Origin of the sequence: Streptomyces armeniacus, from assembly GCF_003355155.1 — a bacterium.
Classification (GTDB): domain Bacteria; phylum Actinomycetota; class Actinomycetes; order Streptomycetales; family Streptomycetaceae; genus Streptomyces; species Streptomyces armeniacus.
On sequence record NZ_CP031320.1, the window covers coordinates 3,904,899 to 3,922,460 of the forward strand.

Sequence of the window (17,562 nt, forward strand, 5' to 3'; positions counted from 1 at the left end):
GCGTCGCGCACCGCCAGCCGGGTGAGCACGCCCCCGTGGCCACCGGCGCAGCGCTGTCGCCGTGGGAGCAGGGGCTACAAATGGGCGGATACCCGCCCGCCTCCACGCAGATCCGCCAGGTGAGCCCATGATCGGTCGCATTCCCGTCCTGGACGTCCAGCCGCTCGTCGACTGTGGCCGGCGCCCGGCCAAGGCGGTGGTCGGCGAGACGTTCCAGGTGTCCGCCACCGTGTTCCGCGAGGGGCACGAGGCGGTCGGCGCCAACGTCGTCCTCCGTGATCCCAACGGGCGTTCGGGCCCGTGGACACCGATGCGGGAGCTGTCGCCCGGTTCCGACCGCTGGGGCGCGGACGTCACGCCCGACTGCGAGGGGCGGTGGACGTACACCGTCGAGGCGTGGGGCGACCCGGTGACCACGTGGCGGCAGCACGCGGAGATCAAGGTCGCGGCGGACGTCGACACCGAACTGACCCTGGTCGAGGGCGCCGCCCTGTACGAGCGCGCCGCCGCGGGCGTGCCCAAGAGCGACGGCCGCCCCGCCGTCCAGGCCGCCGCCGGCGCGCTGCGCGACACCTCGCTGCCGGCGGCCGCCCGGCTCGGCGCCGCGCTGGCGCCGGAGGTGAGCGAAGTGCTCGCCCGCTACCCGCTGCGCGAACTGCTGTCGTCGTCGCTCGCGCTGACGCTCCAGGTGGAGCGGGAGCGCGCGCTGTTCGGCTCCTGGTACGAGATGTTCCCGCGGTCCGAGGGCGCCGTCGTACGCCGTGGCACGGCCCCCGCGTCCGGGACGCTGCGCACCGCCGCCGAACGGCTGCCCGCGCTCGCCGCGATGGGCTTCGACGTGGTGTACCTGCCGCCCGTGCACCCCATCGGCGAATCGTTTCGCAAGGGCCCCAACAACGCGCTGTCCGCGGGCCGGCACGATGTCGGCTCGCCGTGGGCGATCGGTTCGGCGCTGGGCGGGCACGACGCGCTCCACCCGGACCTGGGCTCGTTCGACGACTTCGACCACTTCGTCGGGCGGGCGCGGGAGCTGGGCATGGAGGTCGCGCTGGACTTCGCGCTCCAGTGCTCGCCGGACCACCCGTGGGTGAAGGAGCACCCGGAGTGGTTCCGTACGCGGGCGGACGGCACGATCGCGTACGCCGAGAACCCGCCGAAGAAGTACCAGGACATCTACCCGGTGGCGTTCGACGAGGACTTCCGCGGCATCGTGCGGGAGACGCTGCGCGTGCTGCGGCTCTGGATGGAGCGCGGGGTGCGGATCTTCCGGGTGGACAACCCGCACACCAAGCCGGTGGTCTTCTGGGAGAAGGTGCTGGGCGACATCAACCGCTCGGATCCCGATGTCCTGTTCCTCGCCGAGGCGTTCACGCGGCCGGCCATGGTGCACACCCTGGCGAAGATCGGCTTCCAGCAGTCGTACACGTACTTCACCTGGCGCACCGGCAAGCAGGAACTGACCGATTACGTGCAGGAACTGTCCGGCGAGGCCGCCGCGTACATGCGCCCGAACTTCTTCGTGAACACCCCCGACATCCTGCACCGCTACCTCCAGGAGGGAGGCCGCCCCGCCTTCGCCGTACGCGCCGTGCTGGCCGCGACGCTGTCGCCAAGCTGGGGCGTGTACGCCGGGTACGAGCTGTGCGAGGCGACGCCTGCGGGCGAGGGCAGTGAGGAGTACCTGGACTCGGAGAAGTTCCAACTGCGGCCGCGGGACTGGGCCGCGGCCGAGCGCGCCGGTACGTCGCTGGCCCCGCTGATCGGCACGCTGAACGCGCTGCGGCGCCGCCACCCGGCGCTCCGGCGGCTGCGCGGGACGCACTTTCACGCGACCGACAACGAGCACGTCATCGCGTACTCGAAACGGAGCGCGGGCGCGGAGGACGACACCGTTCTCGTCGTGATCAACCTTGATCCACACCACACCCACGAGGCCACGGTGTCGTTGGACACGTCGGCGCTCGGCCTCACTCCCGCCCAGGTGAGAGGGGTCGCGCCGATCGAGGTGAGCGACGAGCTCACCGCCGAGTCCTATCACTGGGGCACCGAGAACTACGTACGTCTGGAACCGGGCCGCGAGCCCGCGCCCGCGCACGTGTTCTCGCTGCGACCGTCCCCATCGAATGGAGGGTCACCCAATCCATGATCGTCAATGAGCCCGTCCCCGACACCTTCGAGGACACCCCGGCCAAGGACCGCGACCCCGACTGGTTCAAACGCGCGGTCTTCTACGAGGTCCTCGTCCGCTCGTTCCAGGACAGTGACGGCGACGGCATCGGCGACCTGAAGGGCCTCACCTCCAGGCTCGACTACCTGCAATGGCTGGGTGTCGACTGCCTGTGGCTGCCGCCCTTCTTCAAGTCCCCGCTCCGCGACGGCGGTTACGACGTCGCGGACTACACCTCGGTGCTCCCCGAGTTCGGCGACCTGGCCGACTTCGTGGAGTTCGTGGACTCCGCCCACCAGCGGGGCATGCGGGTGATCATCGACATGGTGATGAACCACACCAGCGACCAGCACCCGTGGTTCCAGGAGTCCAGAACGGACCCCGACGGCCCCTACGGCGACTACTACGTCTGGGCCGACGACGACAAGCAGTACCAGGACGCGCGCATCATCTTCGTCGACACGGAGGCCTCCAACTGGACGTTCGACCCGGTGCGCAAGCAGTACTACTGGCACCGCTTCTTCTCGCACCAGCCGGACCTGAACTACGAGAACCCGGTCGTCCAGGACGAGATGATCTCGGCGCTGACGTTCTGGCTGGACCTGGGCATCGACGGCTTCCGGCTGGACGCGGTGCCGTACCTGTACGCCGAGGAGGGCACCAACTGCGAGAACCTGCCCGCCTCGCACGCGTTCCTCAAGCGCGTACGCTCCGAGATCGACGCGCACTACCCCGACACCGTCCTGCTGGCCGAGGCCAACCAGTGGCCGGAGGACGTCGTCGACTACTTCGGGGACTACGCCGAGGGCGGCGACGAGTGCCACATGGCGTTCCACTTCCCGGTGATGCCGCGCATCTTCATGGCGGTGCGGCGCGAGTCGCGCTACCCGGTCTCGGAGGTCCTGGCCAAGACCCCCGCCATCCCGTCCGGCTGCCAGTGGGGCATCTTCCTGCGCAACCACGACGAGCTCACCCTGGAGATGGTGACCGACGAGGAGCGGGACTACATGTACGCCGAGTACGCGAAGGACCCGCGCATGCGGGCCAACATCGGCATCCGGCGCCGGCTCGCCCCGCTGCTCGACAACGACCGGAACCAGATCGAGCTGTTCACCGCCCTGCTGCTGTCGCTGCCCGGATCGCCGATCCTCTACTACGGGGACGAGATCGGGATGGGCGACAACATCTGGCTCGGCGACCGGGACGCCGTACGCACGCCCATGCAGTGGACACCGGACCGGAACGCGGGCTTCTCGTCCTCCGACCCGGGCCGGCTGACGCTGCCCGCCATCATGGACCCGGTCTACGGCTACCAGGTCACCAACGTGGAGGCGGCGATGAGTTCGCCGTCGTCGCTGCTGCACTGGACCCGCCGGATGATCGAGATCCGCAAGCAGAACCCGGCGTTCGGGCTGGGCACGTACACCGAACTGCCGTCGTCCAACCCGGCGGTGCTCGCCTTCCTGCGGGAGGCGCCGCTGACGGATGAGGGCGGCGACGACCTGGTGGTGTGCGTGAACAACTTCTCGCGGTTCCCGCAGCCGACGGAGCTGGACCTGCGGGCGTACGAGGGCCGGGTGCCGGTCGAGCTGATCGGCGGCGTGCGCTTCCCGCCCATCGGGGAGTGGCCGTATCTGCTGACGCTGGCGGGGCACGGCTTCTACTGGTTCCGGCTGCGCAGGCAGCCCGCCCAGCAGCAGTCCCCCGCGGGGGCGCAGGAGCCGTGACGCGACGCTGAGAAGCCGCCGCGAGGGGGCTTCTCAGTGCCGGCCCGAGCCGGGGCCGAGGACGGGCCCGGCCGGGGCCGCGAACCGTGCCGCCGACGGGTGCGGCGGCGCGCAGGCGGTACGGGGCGTGGCGTACGGCACGGGGCGTACGGCGCGCAGGAACCTTCCGCCACATTGACCCGCTCGACGGAATCTCACTCGACACGTCCCGCACCGCCGGAACGCCAAAGCCGCATACCGGGACACTTTCGCGTACCTTTCGTGTGCCCGGGGAAAGGACGCCATGTCGGAACGCTCCTTGCCCCTCACGGCGACCGACGCCGGTTCCTCCCCCGCTCCAGGGCGGCACACCGGGAGCGCGCTGCTCCCGTCGCTTGCGCCGCTGCTGGCGGAGTGGCTGCCGCGGCAGCGCTGGTTCGCCGGGAAGGGCCGTCCGATCAGCGGCTTCGCGCTCGTGTCCGGCACCGAACTGCTCCCCTGCGGAGCCGGCGGCACCGGCGCGGCCCCCGGGCTGCTGCACCTGCTCGTACGCGCCCGGCACGGGCACACCGGCGAGCACGGGCAGCGGGCCGAGCACGCCGCCGACTGCTACCAGCTGCTGCTCGGCGTACGGTCCGTGCTGCCGCCCGAGCTCGCGCCCGCCTCCCTGGGGAGCCCCGCGAGCGGCCCGCTGCGCGACCGTACGGTCTACGACGCGCTGCACGACCCGAAGCTCACCGGGCTCCTCCTGGAGCGGCTGCGCTCCCCCGGCCGGCTCGGGCCGCTCCGCTTCGCGTCCGCGCCGGGCGCCGCCATCCCGTCCGGGCTGCGGCCGCGCGCGCTGGACGCCGAGCAGTCCAACTCCTCGGTGATCTACGGCACCGAGTACATCCTCAAGCTGTTCCGGCGGGTCGACCCGGGGCTCAACCCCGACCTCGAACTGCCCCTCGCGCTCGCACGCGGCGGCTGCGCGCGCGTGCCGGCGCCCACGGCGTGGTTCGAGGCGGCGCCCACGCCGCAGAGCCCCGCGCTCACCCTCGGGGTGCTGCAGCCGTACCTGCCGGACAGCGGCGACGGCTGGCAGCTCGCGCTCCACGCGCTCGCCGGGCGGCAGGACTTCACCGCCTCGGCACGCGCGCTGGGGCGCGCGACCGCCGAGGTGCACGCGACGCTCGCGGACGCGCTGCCCACCACGCTGCTGCGCGGCCCCGAACTGGAACGGCTCGCCGGCGACATGGCCGACCGGCTGGAGGCGGCGGCGCGGGCCGTCCCCGCGCTGCGGCCGTACCGTACGGGGCTGCGGAACGCGTTCGCCGCGGTGGCCGAGCTGGCGCGGCTCGGCCACACCCGGCGCGCCCAGCGCGTACACGGCGACCTGCATCTGGGGCAGGCGCTGTGCGGCTCGGGCGACGGCCTGTGGAGCCTGATCGACTTCGAGGGCGAGCCCGCCCGCCCGCTCAGCGAGCGCCGCCGCCCGCAGCCCGTCGTCCGCGATGTCGCGGGGATACTGCGCTCCTTCGACTACGCCGCCAGCCAGCAGGGCACGGGCGAGCGCTGGACCCGCGACTGGGCCGCCGCCAACCGGGCGGCGTACTGCGCCGGTTACGCGGACGTCACCGGCTCCGACCCGCGGGACGACGCGCGGCTGCTGCGCGCGTTCGAGACCGACAAGGCGGTCTACGAGGTGCTGTACGAGGCCCGCCACCGCCCCGCCTGGCTGCCCATCCCGCTGTCCGCCGTACGCCGCCTCGCCGCGGCGGACGGCTGACCGAACCGCTCCGCTCCGACCCGTACACGACCCGTCCTGACCCGCTCCCAGCTGCCCTGACCCGCCTCCGGAGGCCGACGTGACACCCCGCCCCGACCCCGCAGACCTGACCGCGACCGGCGTCTCCGCCACCTTCCGGCCCGGCCCCGCCCCCGCCGCCGTAGGGCACGCGCCGCCGCCCGCGGCGTCCGTACAGCCCGTACGGCCCGCGCCCCACGCACCGACGGCGCCGCACCACGAGCCGCCGCAGGAGCCACGCGAGCCGCTGGAGCCGCACGGCGGCAGCCGCGGCGTACGCGTCGCCGACCCGCTCCCCCGCGCCGACCGCGAGCGGCTGCTCGCCGGCGCGCACCACGACCCGCACGCCTGGCTCGGCGCGCACTCCGTGCGCGGCGGCGTGGCCGTACGGGTGCTGCGCCCGTTCGCGCGGGCGGTCACCGTCCTCGCCAGGGCCCAGGGCCTGCGGGCCGAACTGCACGAGGAGGGCGACGGGTTCTTCGCCGGCGTGCTGCCGCTGCACGAGATCCCCGACTACGAGCTGCTCGTCCGCTACGGCGACCGGCCGGGCGCCGACGAGCTGCGCACCCCCGACCCGTACCGCTTCCTGCCGTCCCTCGGCGAGTTCGACCTGCACCTGCTCACCGAGGGCCGGCACGAGCAGCTGTGGCACGCGCTCGGCGCGCGTCCCATGACGCACGCCGGCGTGGCGGGCACCCGGTTCACGGTGTGGGCGCCGAACGCGCGGGGCGTGCGCGTCGCCGGCGACTTCAACTGCTGGGACGGTACGGCCTTCCCGATGCGCTCGCTCGGCTCCAGCGGCGTCTGGGAGCTGTTCCTGCCGGGGGTCGGGGAGGGCGCGCTGTACAAGTACGAGATCACCGGCCGGGACGGCGGCCGCACGCTGCGCGCCGACCCGATGGCGCGCCGTACGGAGTGCCCGCCCGCGACGGCCTCCGTCGTGGACGCCTCCCGGCACGTCTGGCAGGACGCCGAGTGGCTGGCGCGGCGCGCCGGCCGCACGCCGCACACCGAGCCCATGTCGGTCTACGAGGTGCACCTGCCCTCGTGGCGGCACGGCCTGGACTACCGCGAGCTGGCCGAGCAACTGCCCGCGTACGTACGCGACCTGGGCTTCACCCACGTCGAGCTGATGCCGGTCGCCGAGCACCCCTTCGGCGGCTCGTGGGGCTACCAGGTCACCGGCTTCTACGCGCCGACCGCGCGGCTCGGCACCCCCGACGACTTCCGCGCGCTGGTCGACGCGCTGCACCAGGCGGGCATCGGGGTGTTCATGGACTGGGTGCCGGCGCACTTCCCCAAGGACGACTGGGCGCTGGCCCGGTTCGACGGCGAACCGCTCTACGAGCACGGCGACCCGGTCCGCGCCGAGCACCCGGACTGGGGCACGCTCCAGTTCGACTTCGGGCGCCGCGAGGTGCGCAACTTCCTGGTGGCGAACGCCGTGTACTGGTGCGAGGAGTTCCACATCGACGGCCTCCGCGTGGACGCCGTCGCCTCCATGCTGTACCTCGACTACTCGCGCGAGGACGGCCAGTGGTCGCCCAACGCGTACGGCGGTCGCGAGGACCTCGACGCCGTCGCCTTCCTGCAGGAGATGAACGCCACCCTCTACCGGCGCTGCCCCGGCATCATCACCCTCGCCGAGGAGTCCACCGCCTGGGACGGCGTGACCCGCCCGACCGACACCGGCGGCCTGGGCTTCGGCTTCAAGTGGAACATGGGCTGGATGCACGACTCCCTGGTGTACGCCGCCAAGGACCCGGTGCACCGGAAGTACCACCACAACGAGATGACGTTCTCCATGGTCTACGCCTGGTCGGAGAACTACGTGCTGCCCGTCTCGCACGACGAGGTGGTGCACGGCAAGCGGGCCCTGGTGTCGAAGATGCCCGGCGACTGGTGGCAGCGGCGCGCGAACCACCGCGCGTACCTCGGCTTCATGTGGGCGCACCCCGGCAAGCAGCTGCTGTTCATGGGGCAGGAGTTCGCGCAGGGCGCCGAGTGGTCGGAGGGGCACGGGCCGGACTGGTGGCTGCTGGACCCGTCGTACTCGGCGGAGGGCGACCACAGGGGCGTACGGGACCTGGTGCGGGAACTCAACACGGTGTACGCCCGTACGCCCGCGCTGTGGGAACGGGACACGGACCCGGGCGGCTTCCGCTGGATCGACGGCGACGCGGCCGAGGACAACGTCTTCTCCTTCCTCCGCTTCGACGCGGCGGGGCGGCCGCTGGCGGTCGTCTCGAACTTCTCGCCGGTCGTCCGGCACGCCTACCGGGTGGGCGTCCCGGCGGACGTACGCGGCTGGCAGGAGGCGCTGAACACGGACGCGCTGGCGTACGGCGGCAGCGACGTACGCAACCTCGGCACGCTCACCCCGGAGCCGGTGGCCGCCCACGGCCACGACGCGTCCCTCTCGGTGGCCCTGCCGCCGCTGGCGACGGTGTGGCTGCGGCCGCTGGGCGCGGAGGCGTAGCGGGTGCGCGTACGCCCCGGCGGCCCGCGGCTGTGATTTGCATACCGGGCCTGGCCGTTCGGCTCAATGCGTGTCGTCGGTACGGGTGTCCGTGCGCGAGGCGACCCGGCAAAGAGGATCTTCTGCCGCAAACCTGGCTTCGGTGCCGGGCCGCGCTGCACGCGGGCGGGGCGCCACAGTCGGTTAACGGACCAGAAGAAGGATCTGACTCATGAAGCGTTTCGCACGTGCGGCGGCCGTAACGGGTCTCACCGTCGGGCTGAGTGTGATCGCCGCTCCGGCGGCGTTCGCCGACATCGACATCACCTCCGTCGCCAACACCGGCGACGGCGACCTCTACTACGCGCACCAGGAGGACTCTCCGTTCGCCAAGCAGGTCGCGCAGAACCGTCCCGTCGTCATCGACGAGTTCGAGGCGGAGGCCAAGACGTACATCGTCAAGAGCTTCCTCAAGCACAGCCCGATCGGCTACGAGCTCGAGGGCGCCGAGGTCGAGCAGCAGGACTGAGCGGCCGCCGGCCGCACACCGGCCGCGTCGGAACGGAAGGGGCGGACCCGTCGGCGGGTCCGCCCCTTCCGTGCGTACGTGCCGCGGCAGCCGCGTGTCAGCGCGCCGGCTCCTGCTCCTTCGTGAGGTCGGGGCCCGCGTCGGGGCTCTCTCCGGCCTGCTCGGGCAGCGGGCCCGGGTCCGGGCCCGGGTCGCCGGAGGCCTCGTCCGCGTCCGCGCCGTGCCCGTCGGCCACCAGCGTCCGCTCGTCGAACGGGCGCTTGCCGGCGAGGACTTCGTTCATCTGCTCCCGGTCGATCTCCTTGGTCCAGGTGCCCACGAGCACCGTGGCCACCGCGTTGCCCGCGAAGTTCGTCAGCGCGCGGCACTCGCTCATGAAGCGGTCGATGCCGACGATCAGGCCGACGCCGTCCACCAGGTCCGGGCGGTGCGACTGGAGTCCGCCCGCCAGCGTGGCCAGCCCGGCGCCCGTGACGCCCGCCGCGCCCTTGGAGGCGATCACCATGAAGACGAGCAGCGAGATCTGCTGCCCGACCGTGAGCGGGTCGCCCATTGCCTCGGCGACGAAGAGGGAGGCCATGGTGAGGTAGATGGCCGTGCCGTCGAGGTTGAACGAGTAGCCGGTGGGCACCGTGATGCCGACCACCGGCTTGCTGATGCCCATGTGCTCCATCTTCGCGATGAGCCGCGGCAGCGCCGACTCGGACGACGAGGTCGACAGGATCAGCAGGAACTCCCGGCCCAGGTACTTCAGCAGCAGCAGGATGTTGACGCCCGCGACCACGCGCAGGATCACGCCCAGGATGATGAAGACGAACAGGAAGCAGGTGATGTAGAAGCCGATCATGATGACGGCGAGCGACTTGAGGGCGTCCACGCCCGTCTCGCCGACCACCGCCGCGATGGCGCCGAAGGCGCCCACGGGGGCGGCCCACATGACCATGCCCAGCACCCGGAAGACGAGCCGCTGGATGTGTCCGATCCCGCGCAGCACCGGCTCGCCGGCCGAGCCCATCGCCTGCAGCGCGAAGCCCACGAGCAGGGCGACCAGCAGCGTCTGCAGCACCTCGCCCTCGGTGAAGGCGGAGACGAGCGTCGTGGGGATGATGCCGAGCAGGAAGTCCGCGGTGCTCTCGCTGGCGCCCTCGGCCTCGGCGGCACCGGCCTCCCGTACCTCCTGCGTCAGATCGAGGCCGCTGCCCGGGTCGATGATGTTGCCGACGACGAGTCCGAGCGCGAGCGCGACGGTGGACATGGTCAGGAAGTAGCCGAGGGCGAGCCCGCCGACCGCGCCGACCTTGGCGGCCTTCCGGACCGAGCCGATGCCCAGCACGATCGTGCAGAAGATGACAGGGGAGATCATCATCTTGATGAGGTTGACGAAACCCTCACCGACGGGCTTGAGCTCCTTGGCCACACCCGGCGCGGCGAAGCCGAGGGCGACACCGGCGATGACGGCGGCGATGACGGCGAGATAGAGGTAGTGCGTTCTGTCCCGCTTCTGCGTTCTGTCTGGCTTCTGCGTGGGTGGAGACTGGCCTGACACGTCGGCTCCTCGGGGTTCTGAGCGGCTCGGGAATCCCGGCGACTATGCACCGCCGTGTGGCACGGGTCACTGTTACGTGCATTACGTGCACGGAACCAACGGGAAACGTCACATTCACTTCAAGCCATCTCCGGATGCACACTGACCGGATGCGCGTGCCCCGTCCCCGTAGCCTCGCCGGCCAGCTCTTCGCCATGCAGGTCGTACTGGTGGCCGCGCTCGTCGCGGGCTGTGCGGTCTTCGCGTACGTGAAGGACCAGCACCAGGCCGAGGCGTCGGCGCGGCACCGGGCGACCGCCACCGCCCGCGCGGTCGCCGACTCGCCCTCGGTGCGCGAGGCGATCCGCACGGAGCACCCGAGCCAGGCGCTGCAGCCGTACGCGGAGCAGGTGCGGCGCGACACGGGCGTGACCTTCATCACCATCATGAGCCCGAAGCGGAAGCGCTGGACGCACCCCAACCCGGAGGAGATAGGCGGCACCTTCGTCGGCCACACGGCGCCCGCGCTGGACGGCCGTACGTTCTCCGAGACGTACACGGGCACGCTCGGGCCGTCCGTACGCGTCGTCACGCCCGTACGGGACGGCGGCCGCATCGTCGGGCTCGTCAGCGCCGGCATCGCCGTCGACACGATCACCAAGCAGGTGCGCGAGCAGGTCGCCGTGCTGCTGCTGGCCGCGGGGATCGCGGTGGCGCTGGGCGGGACCGGCACGTACGTCGTCAACGCCCGGCTGCGCCGCCACACGCACGGCATGAACGCGGCCGAGCTGAGCCGCATGCACGACTACCACGAGGCCGCGCTGCACGCCGTACGGGAAGGGCTGCTGATGCTCGACGGACAGCGGCGCGTCGCCCTGATCAACGACGGGGCGCGCGAGCTGCTGGGCGTCACCGAGTCCGAGGTGATCGGCCGCAACGTCGCCGAACTGGGCCTGCCCGCGCCCCTCACCGGCGCGCTGCTCGCGGCCGAGCCACGCGTGGACGAGGTGCATCTGACGGCGGAACGGGTGGTCGTGGTGAACACCTCACCCGTTTCCGGCGGCGAACGCCGCGGTACGGTCGTCACCTTGCGCGACCACACGGAGCTGCAGGCTCTCGCCGGGGAGCTGGACTCCGTACGCGGCTTCGCCGAGGCCCTGCGCTCGCAGGCGCACGAGTCCGCGAACCGGCTGCACGCGGTCGTCTCGCTCATCGAGCTCGGCCGGCACGAGGAGGCGGTCACCTTCGCCACCGAGGAACTCGAACTGGCCCAGGCCCTCACCGACCAGGTGACGGCCGCCGTCGCCGAACCCGTACTCGCGGCCCTGCTGCTGGGCAAGGCGGCGCAGGCGAACGAGCGGGGCGTCGAGCTCGTGCTGTCCCCGGACAGCGACGTGGACGACGGCAGCGTCCCGCCGGAACTCCCGCCACGCGACCTGGTGACGCTCCTCGGAAACCTCATCGACAACGCCGTGGAGGCGGCCGCGCAGGGGGCCTCCGGCACGCCGGGGGCGACGGCGCGTACGCGGCCGCGCGCGCCGCGGGTCACGGTGACGGTGCGGACGGAAGGGTCCGCGGACGCGGGGCAGTTGGTGATCCGGGTCGCCGACAGCGGCAAGGGCATATCGCCCGAGGCCGCCGAGGACGTCTTCCGCCGCGGCTGGTCCACCAAGGGGCCCGGCGACAGGAGCCCGCACGGCTCCGGGCTCGGGCTCGCCCTCGTGCAGCAGATCGCGCACCGGCACGGCGGCACGGTCGCGCTGGGCGAAGCGGCGGACGGCGGCGCGGAGTTCACCGTACGGCTGCCGCTGCGCGCGGCGGAGCCGGAGCCGGCCACCCCGGGGGGCGGGCGGGCCGCCACCGTGCCCGCGCCCGCCGCTTCCACTCCGGCGGACACGCCCAGGGCGCCCGCGGCGGGCAACCGATGAGCGCGCCCGCCGGAACCGGACCAGGGCGCCCCGGCCCCGAGCCCGTACAGGTGCTCGTCGTCGAGGACGACCCGGTCGCCGCCGACGCGCACGCGCTGTACGTGTCGCGGGTGACCGGCTTCGAGGTCGCGGGCATCGCCCACTCGCGCGCCGAGGCCGGGCGAATGCTCGACCGGCTGCCGGTGGACCTGATCCTGCTCGACCTGTACCTCCCGGACGGCCACGGCCTGTCGCTGCTGCGGGCGTTGCGCGGCGCCGGGCACACGACGGACGTCTTCGCGGTGACGTCGGCGCGGGACCTGGCGGTCGTACGGGAGGGGCTGTCGCTGGGCGTCGTACAGCACGTGCTGAAGCCGTTCACGTTCCCGACGCTGCGTGACCGGCTGCGGCAGTACGCGGAGTTCCGCAGCGCCGCGGGCGCGGTGGACGGCGAGGCGGGCAGCCAGGCGGAGGTGGACCGCGCGCTGTCGGCGCTGCGGGCGCCCCAACCGGCCACGCTGCCGAAGGGGTTGAGCGCGCCCACCCTGGAGCGGGTGACGCACGCGCTGCGCGCGGCGGAGGACGAGGGGCTGACGGCGAGCGCGGCGGCCGAGACGATCGGCATCAACCGGATCACGGCGCGGCGCTATCTGGAGCACCTGGTCGACGCGGGCCGCGCCGAACGCCGCCCGCAGTACGGGCAGGTGGGGCGCCCCGAGTTCTGCTACCGCTGGTCGCACTGACCCGGCGGCGGAGACCGGGAACGCGCCTCGGCCGAAAAAGGAAGGTTTCCTGTCGTTTCTATTGTCTGGACCAATGCGTCCCGCTAGCGTGCCGACGAACCATGCCCCCCACCATGGATGGGATGTCACCGTGCGCCCCCACATCTCCACGCGCAGCAGGATCGCCCTCGGACTCGCCACCGCCGTCGCCGCCGCAAGCGCCTTCGCCGTCAACGCCCAGGCCGCGCCCGAAGACGACGCGGACAACGCCGCCAAGCCCGACGCGGCGGCCGCCCCGAGCGGGATGAACGGCCCGTACCTCTACCTCGGCTGGGGCAACCCGCCGGACGCCGCCCAGTTCCTCCAGGAGACCGGCAACAGCCAGCTCACGATGGCGTTCATCCTGGCCCAGGGCGGCGGCTGTTCGCCCGCGTGGGACGGCCAGCGTCCGCTCAAGGGCGGCCAGGACGAGCAGACCATCTCCGCGGTCAAGGAGGCCGGCGGCGACATCACCCCGTCGTTCGGCGGCTGGAGCGGCAGCAAGCTCGAGGAGGTGTGCGGCAGCGCCGAGGAACTGGCCGCCGCGTACCAGGAGGTGATCGACGCCTACGGGCTCGGTTCGATCGACATCGACATCGAGGCCGGCGCCATCGAGTCGGAGGAGGTCCGGCAGCGGACCATCGACGCGCTGAAGATCGTCAAGGGCCAGAACGAGGGCCTCAAGGTGTATCTGACCTTCGGCACCACGCCCGAAGGCCCGAACGCCAACGGCGAGGACCTCATCAAGAAGGGCGCCGAGGCCGGGCTGGACGCGGACGGCTGGGCGGTCATGCCGTTCGACTTCGGGGACGGCACCACCGACCTGGTCGCCGCCACCAAGTCCTCGGTGGAGGGCCTGAAGGACATGGTCAAGGACGCGTACGGGCTGTCCGATGATCAGGCGTTCCGCAAGGTCGGCTTCTCCTCCATGAACGGCCACACCGACGTCGAGGGCGAGGTCGTCAAGCCCGGGGACTTCCAGCAGATGGTGGACTGGGCGAAGGACCGCAAGCTCGCCCGGGTCAGCTTCTGGGCCGTCAACCGCGACCGCGCCTGCGAGGGCGGCGGCGAGGCCGGCTCGAACTGCAGCGGGATCGAGCAGGACACCTGGGCGTTCTCCAAGATCCTCGCGGGCTACACGGGCTGACGTACCCCCGAACGGCCGGTCCGCCCGCGGGCGGGGCGGACCGGCTCCGCGCGAACCGCCCCGTACCGGATACCGGCCCCGGTCCGGTACGGGGCGGTTTCACCTCCGGCGGCTCGCCGTACGGCTCCCCCGCCACTTCCTCCGTGACTTCCCGCGCGACTTCGAGAACTCGTGCTCGTTCCATTGACCTGTCATTAGGACCCCTCGTACCGTCGCCGGGCAGCAGCCGCACCGCCCCACGTGATGTCGGCGGGCCGCCCAGGTCCGCCCGGCCGCGGCGCCTAGGAGGTCATTGCCCGTGCGCCCCACCGCTCCGCTGGCTCTCGCGCTCAGCGCCGTCCTCACCGCCGGCGTGCTCACCGGTTGCAGCCTCGGTCCGGACGACGACCCGAACACGGTCGAGATCGCCTTCCCCAAGGACATCGACAACAACGTGACGGTGCGGGACGACTACCTCGCGTATGTCGCGAAGCAGTTCGAGAAGGCGAACCCGGGCAAGAAGGTCAAGCTGGTGCCGATCCAGGCGCCGCAGAACGACTACTACACCAAGATCCAGATCATGATGCGGTCCCCCAACACCGCACCCGACCTGGTCTACGAGGACACCTTCCTGCTCCAGTCGGACATCGAGAGCGGCTATCTCCAGCCGCTCGACAAGTACCTCGACAAGTGGGACGACTGGAGCAAGTTCGAGGACACGGCGAAGCAGGCCGGGGAGTCCGAGGACGGCAAGACGTACGGCGTGCCCGACGGCACCGACACCCGCGGCCTCTGGTTCAACAAGAAGATCTTCATGAAGGCCGGGCTGCCCACCGACTGGGCCCCGAAGACCTGGGACGACGTGCTCGAAGCGGCCCGCGCGGTGAAGAAGAACGTGCCGGACGTGACCCCGTTCAACATCTTCACCGGGAAGGCGGCCGGCGAGGCGGCGGCCATGCAGGGCTTCGAGATGCTGCTCTACGGCACCCAGGACCAGCTCTACGACGAGAAGTCGAAGAAGTGGGTCGTCGGCAGCGAGGGCTTCCGGGACAGCCTGGAGTTCGTCGACACGGTGTTCAAGGAGAAGCTCGGGCCGCACGTCTCCGACGCCCTCTCCCCCGACATCCAGACCCAGGTGATGACCGACCACCTCCCCAAGGAGAAGCTGGCCATCGCGCTGGACGGCTCGTGGATCAACCAGCAGTGGATCAAGACCGGGGGCGCGCCCTGGCCCGAGTGGTCCGAGACGATGGGCGTGGCCCCGATGCCCACGCAGAACGGCCAGGAGCCGGGCAAGACGAGCATGTCCGGCGGCTGGGCCTGGTCGATCCCGAAGAAGTCCGGCAACCACGATCTCGCCTGGAAGATGATCGAGACCCTCCAGCAGCCGGAGAACGCCCGCGAGTGGTGCATCCGGGGCTCGCAGATCGCCGTACGCGAGGACGTCGCCAGGGACCGCAAGTACCTCAACGCGATCCCGCGTACGAAGTTCTTCACCGACCTCGTGGACGTCACCCACTACCGCCCCGCGCTCCCCCTCTATCCGCGGGTCTCCGAGGCCATCACGGTCGCGATGGAGAAGGTGACCACGGGGGACGCGACCCCGGCCCAAGGAGCCCGGTCCTATGACAAGCAGGTCCGTTCCATCACGGACGGCGCGGTGATCAAGCGATGAGCGTCACCAAGGCCCCGGCCGCCCCCCGCGAACCGCGCCCGGACGAGCCGCCCGTACGCCAGGGGCGCCCGTACGAGTCCGCCCGCCGCTACGCGCGCTGGCTGCCGGTCGCGCCCGGCACCGTCCTCCTGCTGCTGTTCCTGATCGGCCCGATCGGCTACTGCGTCTATCTGGCCTTCACCGACCTGCAGCTGACGGGGCAGGCGAACGCGTCGTTCGTCGGGCTGGACAACTTCACGCGGGCATTCGGCGACGAGGACTTCGTCAACGCCGTCGTCCTCACCCTGGTGTTCACGCTGGTCTCGTCGATCATCGGGCAGAACACGCTGGGGCTCACGCTGGCCGCGCTCATGCAGCGGGCGAGCAAGACCGTACGGACCGTCACGGGCGCCATCGTCATCTGCGCCTGGGTGGTACCGGAGATCGTCGCCGGGTTCCTGCTCTACACCTTCTTCCACCGCCGGGGCACCCTCAACGAGGTGCTGGACTTCCTCCATCTGCCCGACCAGAACTGGCTGTTCACGCTGCCGATCCTGGCGGTGTCGTTCGCCAACATCTGGCGCGGCACGGCGTTCTCCATGCTCGTCTACTCCGCCGCGCTCTCCGAGATCCCCGACGAGGTCACGGAGTCCGCCCAGATCGACGGGGCCAACGCGTGGCAGCGGCTCATCCACGTCACGCTGCCGATGATCCGCCGTTCCATCGGCACGAACCTCATGCTCAACACGCTCCAGACGCTCTCCGTCTTCGGCCTCATCTGGGCGATGACGCGCGGCGGTCCGGGGAACCGGAGCGAGACGCTCCCGGTGTTCATGTACGACCAGGCCTTCAACAAGGCGCTGATCGGCTACGGCACCGCCGTCGCACTGCTGCTGCTGGTGGTCGGCGGCCTCTTCTCGGTCGTCTACCTGCGCCTCATGCGCGAGGAGGTCTGAGCACATGACCGACGCTCCCGCCCCGGCCCCCACGCCCGCCCGTACGAGCCCGCGCGCCCGGCTGCTCGCGCCGCGTACGGCCGTAACGGGTACGCCCCGCACGCCCCGGCTCACCCGGCAGCGGCGGCAGCGGCTCGCCGCGGACGCGGGGCTGCTGGTGATGGCCGCCGCATTCGTGGTGCCGCTGCTGTGGCTGGTGTTCGCGTCCCTGGACGCGAAGGCGAAACTGCGGGTCAGCCCGCCGTCGTCGCCGACCCTGGACAACTTCTCGGCCGTGTGGACGGACGAGATCACCTTCACGCCGATGCTGAACAGCTTCCTGATCTGCGGCAGCGGCACCCTGATGACCATGGTGTGCGCGGCGCTGGCGGCGTACCCGCTGTCCCGCTACCGCTCCCGGTACGCCCGCCCGTACCTGCTCGGCGTCCTGTTCACCACGTGCCTGCCGATCACCGCGGTGATGGTGCCGGTCTACAGCCTGTTCGTGCAGATCAACCTCATCGACACCATGTACGGCACGGCGTTCTTCCTGGCCACCTCCCAACTGCCGTTCGCCATCTGGCTGATGAAGAACTTCATGGACGGCGTGCCGGTGGTGCTGGAGGAGGCCGCGTGGACGGACGGCGCGAACTGGTTCCAGGCGCTCGTACGGGTCATCGTGCCGCTGATGGGGCCGGGCATCACGGTCGTCACGATCTACAGCTTCATCATGATGTGGGGCAACTTCTTCGTGCCCTTCATGCTGCTGCTCGACCCGGAGAAACTCCCGGCGTCGGTCAGCATCTACACCTTCTTCGGCAACTACGGCGTCGTCGCGTACGGGGAGCTGGCGGCGTTCTCGATCCTGTACTCGACGCCGGTCCTGCTGCTGTACATCCTCATCTCCCGGCGACTGGGCGGCGGTTTCACACTGGGAGGGGGCGTCAAGGGGTAGCGGGCGGCTGCGCGGGCGGCGGTTCGCTGTCGCTCACCGGGTCTCGCGCTCGT

The 17,562-nt window shown here is 71.4% G+C and carries 12 protein-coding genes; 11 read left to right on the forward strand and 1 reads right to left on the reverse strand.

Going from position 1 to position 17,562, the window contains the following annotated elements; genetic code table 11:
- Positions 1-127 precede the first annotated feature (127 nt).
- The 5 genes from DVA86_RS16810 to DVA86_RS16830 all read left to right on the forward strand — a co-directional run bounded on the left by DVA86_RS16810 (position 128) and on the right by DVA86_RS16830 (position 8,646).
- Positions 128-2,146 (forward strand): alpha-1,4-glucan--maltose-1-phosphate maltosyltransferase, encoded by a 2,019-nt coding sequence (locus DVA86_RS16810; protein ID WP_208879341.1) that lies wholly within the window; start codon positions 128-130, stop codon positions 2,144-2,146.
- Positions 2,143-3,894 carry a maltose alpha-D-glucosyltransferase gene (treS, locus tag DVA86_RS16815; protein ID WP_208879343.1) on the forward strand — a complete coding sequence of 584 codons (1,752 nt, stop codon included), beginning with the start codon at positions 2,143-2,145 and terminating at the stop codon, positions 3,892-3,894. The genes DVA86_RS16810 and treS overlap by 4 nt, the downstream gene beginning before the upstream one ends.
- A 283-nt stretch (positions 3,895-4,177) precedes the next feature.
- Complete coding sequence (locus DVA86_RS16820) at positions 4,178-5,641, forward strand: maltokinase N-terminal cap-like domain-containing protein (RefSeq protein ID WP_208879345.1); 1,464 nt, start codon at positions 4,178-4,180, stop codon at positions 5,639-5,641.
- Positions 5,642-5,906: 265 nt separating this feature from the next.
- Complete coding sequence (glgB, locus tag DVA86_RS16825) at positions 5,907-8,138, forward strand: 1,4-alpha-glucan branching enzyme (protein ID WP_245997651.1); 2,232 nt, start codon at positions 5,907-5,909, stop codon at positions 8,136-8,138.
- 211 nt (positions 8,139-8,349) lie between these two features.
- Complete coding sequence (locus DVA86_RS16830; protein ID WP_208879349.1) at positions 8,350-8,646, forward strand: hypothetical protein; 297 nt, start codon at positions 8,350-8,352, stop codon at positions 8,644-8,646.
- Positions 8,647-8,743: 97 nt separating this feature from the next.
- On the opposite strand, the gene DVA86_RS16835 is transcribed toward DVA86_RS16830, so the two are convergent.
- Positions 8,744-10,192 carry a cation:dicarboxylate symporter family transporter gene (locus DVA86_RS16835; protein WP_208879351.1) on the reverse strand — a complete coding sequence of 483 codons (1,449 nt, stop codon included), beginning with the start codon at positions 10,190-10,192 and terminating at the stop codon, positions 8,744-8,746.
- Between the two features lie 149 nt (positions 10,193-10,341).
- On the opposite strand from DVA86_RS16835, the gene DVA86_RS16840 reads away from it, so the two are divergent.
- The 6 genes from DVA86_RS16840 to DVA86_RS16865 all read left to right on the forward strand — a co-directional run bounded on the left by DVA86_RS16840 (position 10,342) and on the right by DVA86_RS16865 (position 17,509).
- Positions 10,342-12,099 (forward strand): sensor histidine kinase, encoded by a 1,758-nt coding sequence (locus DVA86_RS16840; protein ID WP_208879353.1) that lies wholly within the window; start codon positions 10,342-10,344, stop codon positions 12,097-12,099.
- Positions 12,096-12,821: a response regulator gene (locus tag DVA86_RS16845; protein WP_208879355.1), complete on the forward strand. Its 726-nt coding sequence runs from the start codon at positions 12,096-12,098 to the stop codon at positions 12,819-12,821. The genes DVA86_RS16840 and DVA86_RS16845 overlap by 4 nt, the downstream gene beginning before the upstream one ends.
- A 130-nt stretch (positions 12,822-12,951) precedes the next feature.
- The gene (locus tag DVA86_RS16850; RefSeq protein ID WP_245996684.1) at positions 12,952-13,986 is read left to right on the forward strand and encodes a chitinase; all 1,035 of its coding nucleotides are present in this window, start codon (positions 12,952-12,954) and stop codon (positions 13,984-13,986) included.
- 298 nt (positions 13,987-14,284) lie between these two features.
- The gene (locus tag DVA86_RS16855) at positions 14,285-15,640 is read left to right on the forward strand and encodes an extracellular solute-binding protein (protein ID WP_208879358.1); all 1,356 of its coding nucleotides are present in this window, start codon (positions 14,285-14,287) and stop codon (positions 15,638-15,640) included.
- Positions 15,637-16,575, forward strand: coding sequence for a carbohydrate ABC transporter permease (locus tag DVA86_RS16860; protein WP_208879360.1), 939 nt, complete (start codon positions 15,637-15,639; stop codon positions 16,573-16,575). Before DVA86_RS16855 ends, DVA86_RS16860 begins: the two co-directional genes overlap by 4 nt.
- Positions 16,576-16,579: 4 nt before the next feature.
- Entirely contained in the window at positions 16,580-17,509 is a 930-nt protein-coding gene (locus DVA86_RS16865; RefSeq protein WP_208879361.1) for a carbohydrate ABC transporter permease, read from the forward strand.
- The last annotated feature ends 53 nt before the right edge of the window (positions 17,510-17,562 follow it).

Bases quoted from the DNA above. Each gene is read 5' to 3' on its own strand.
- DVA86_RS16845 (WP_208879355.1), top strand. From the start codon at position 12,096: ATGAGCGCGCCCGCCGGAACCGGACCAGGGCGCCCCGGCCCCGAGCCC.
- DVA86_RS16865 (WP_208879361.1), top strand. From the start codon at position 16,580: ATGACCGACGCTCCCGCCCCGGCCCCCACGCCCGCCCGTACGAGCCCG.
- DVA86_RS16830 (WP_208879349.1), top strand. From the start codon at position 8,350: ATGAAGCGTTTCGCACGTGCGGCGGCCGTAACGGGTCTCACCGTCGGG.
- DVA86_RS16860 (WP_208879360.1), top strand. From the start codon at position 15,637: ATGAGCGTCACCAAGGCCCCGGCCGCCCCCCGCGAACCGCGCCCGGAC.
- DVA86_RS16820 (WP_208879345.1), top strand. From the start codon at position 4,178: ATGTCGGAACGCTCCTTGCCCCTCACGGCGACCGACGCCGGTTCCTCC.
- DVA86_RS16840 (WP_208879353.1), top strand. From the start codon at position 10,342: ATGCGCGTGCCCCGTCCCCGTAGCCTCGCCGGCCAGCTCTTCGCCATG.
- DVA86_RS16810 (WP_208879341.1), top strand. From the start codon at position 128: ATGATCGGTCGCATTCCCGTCCTGGACGTCCAGCCGCTCGTCGACTGT.
- treS (WP_208879343.1), top strand. From the start codon at position 2,143: ATGATCGTCAATGAGCCCGTCCCCGACACCTTCGAGGACACCCCGGCC.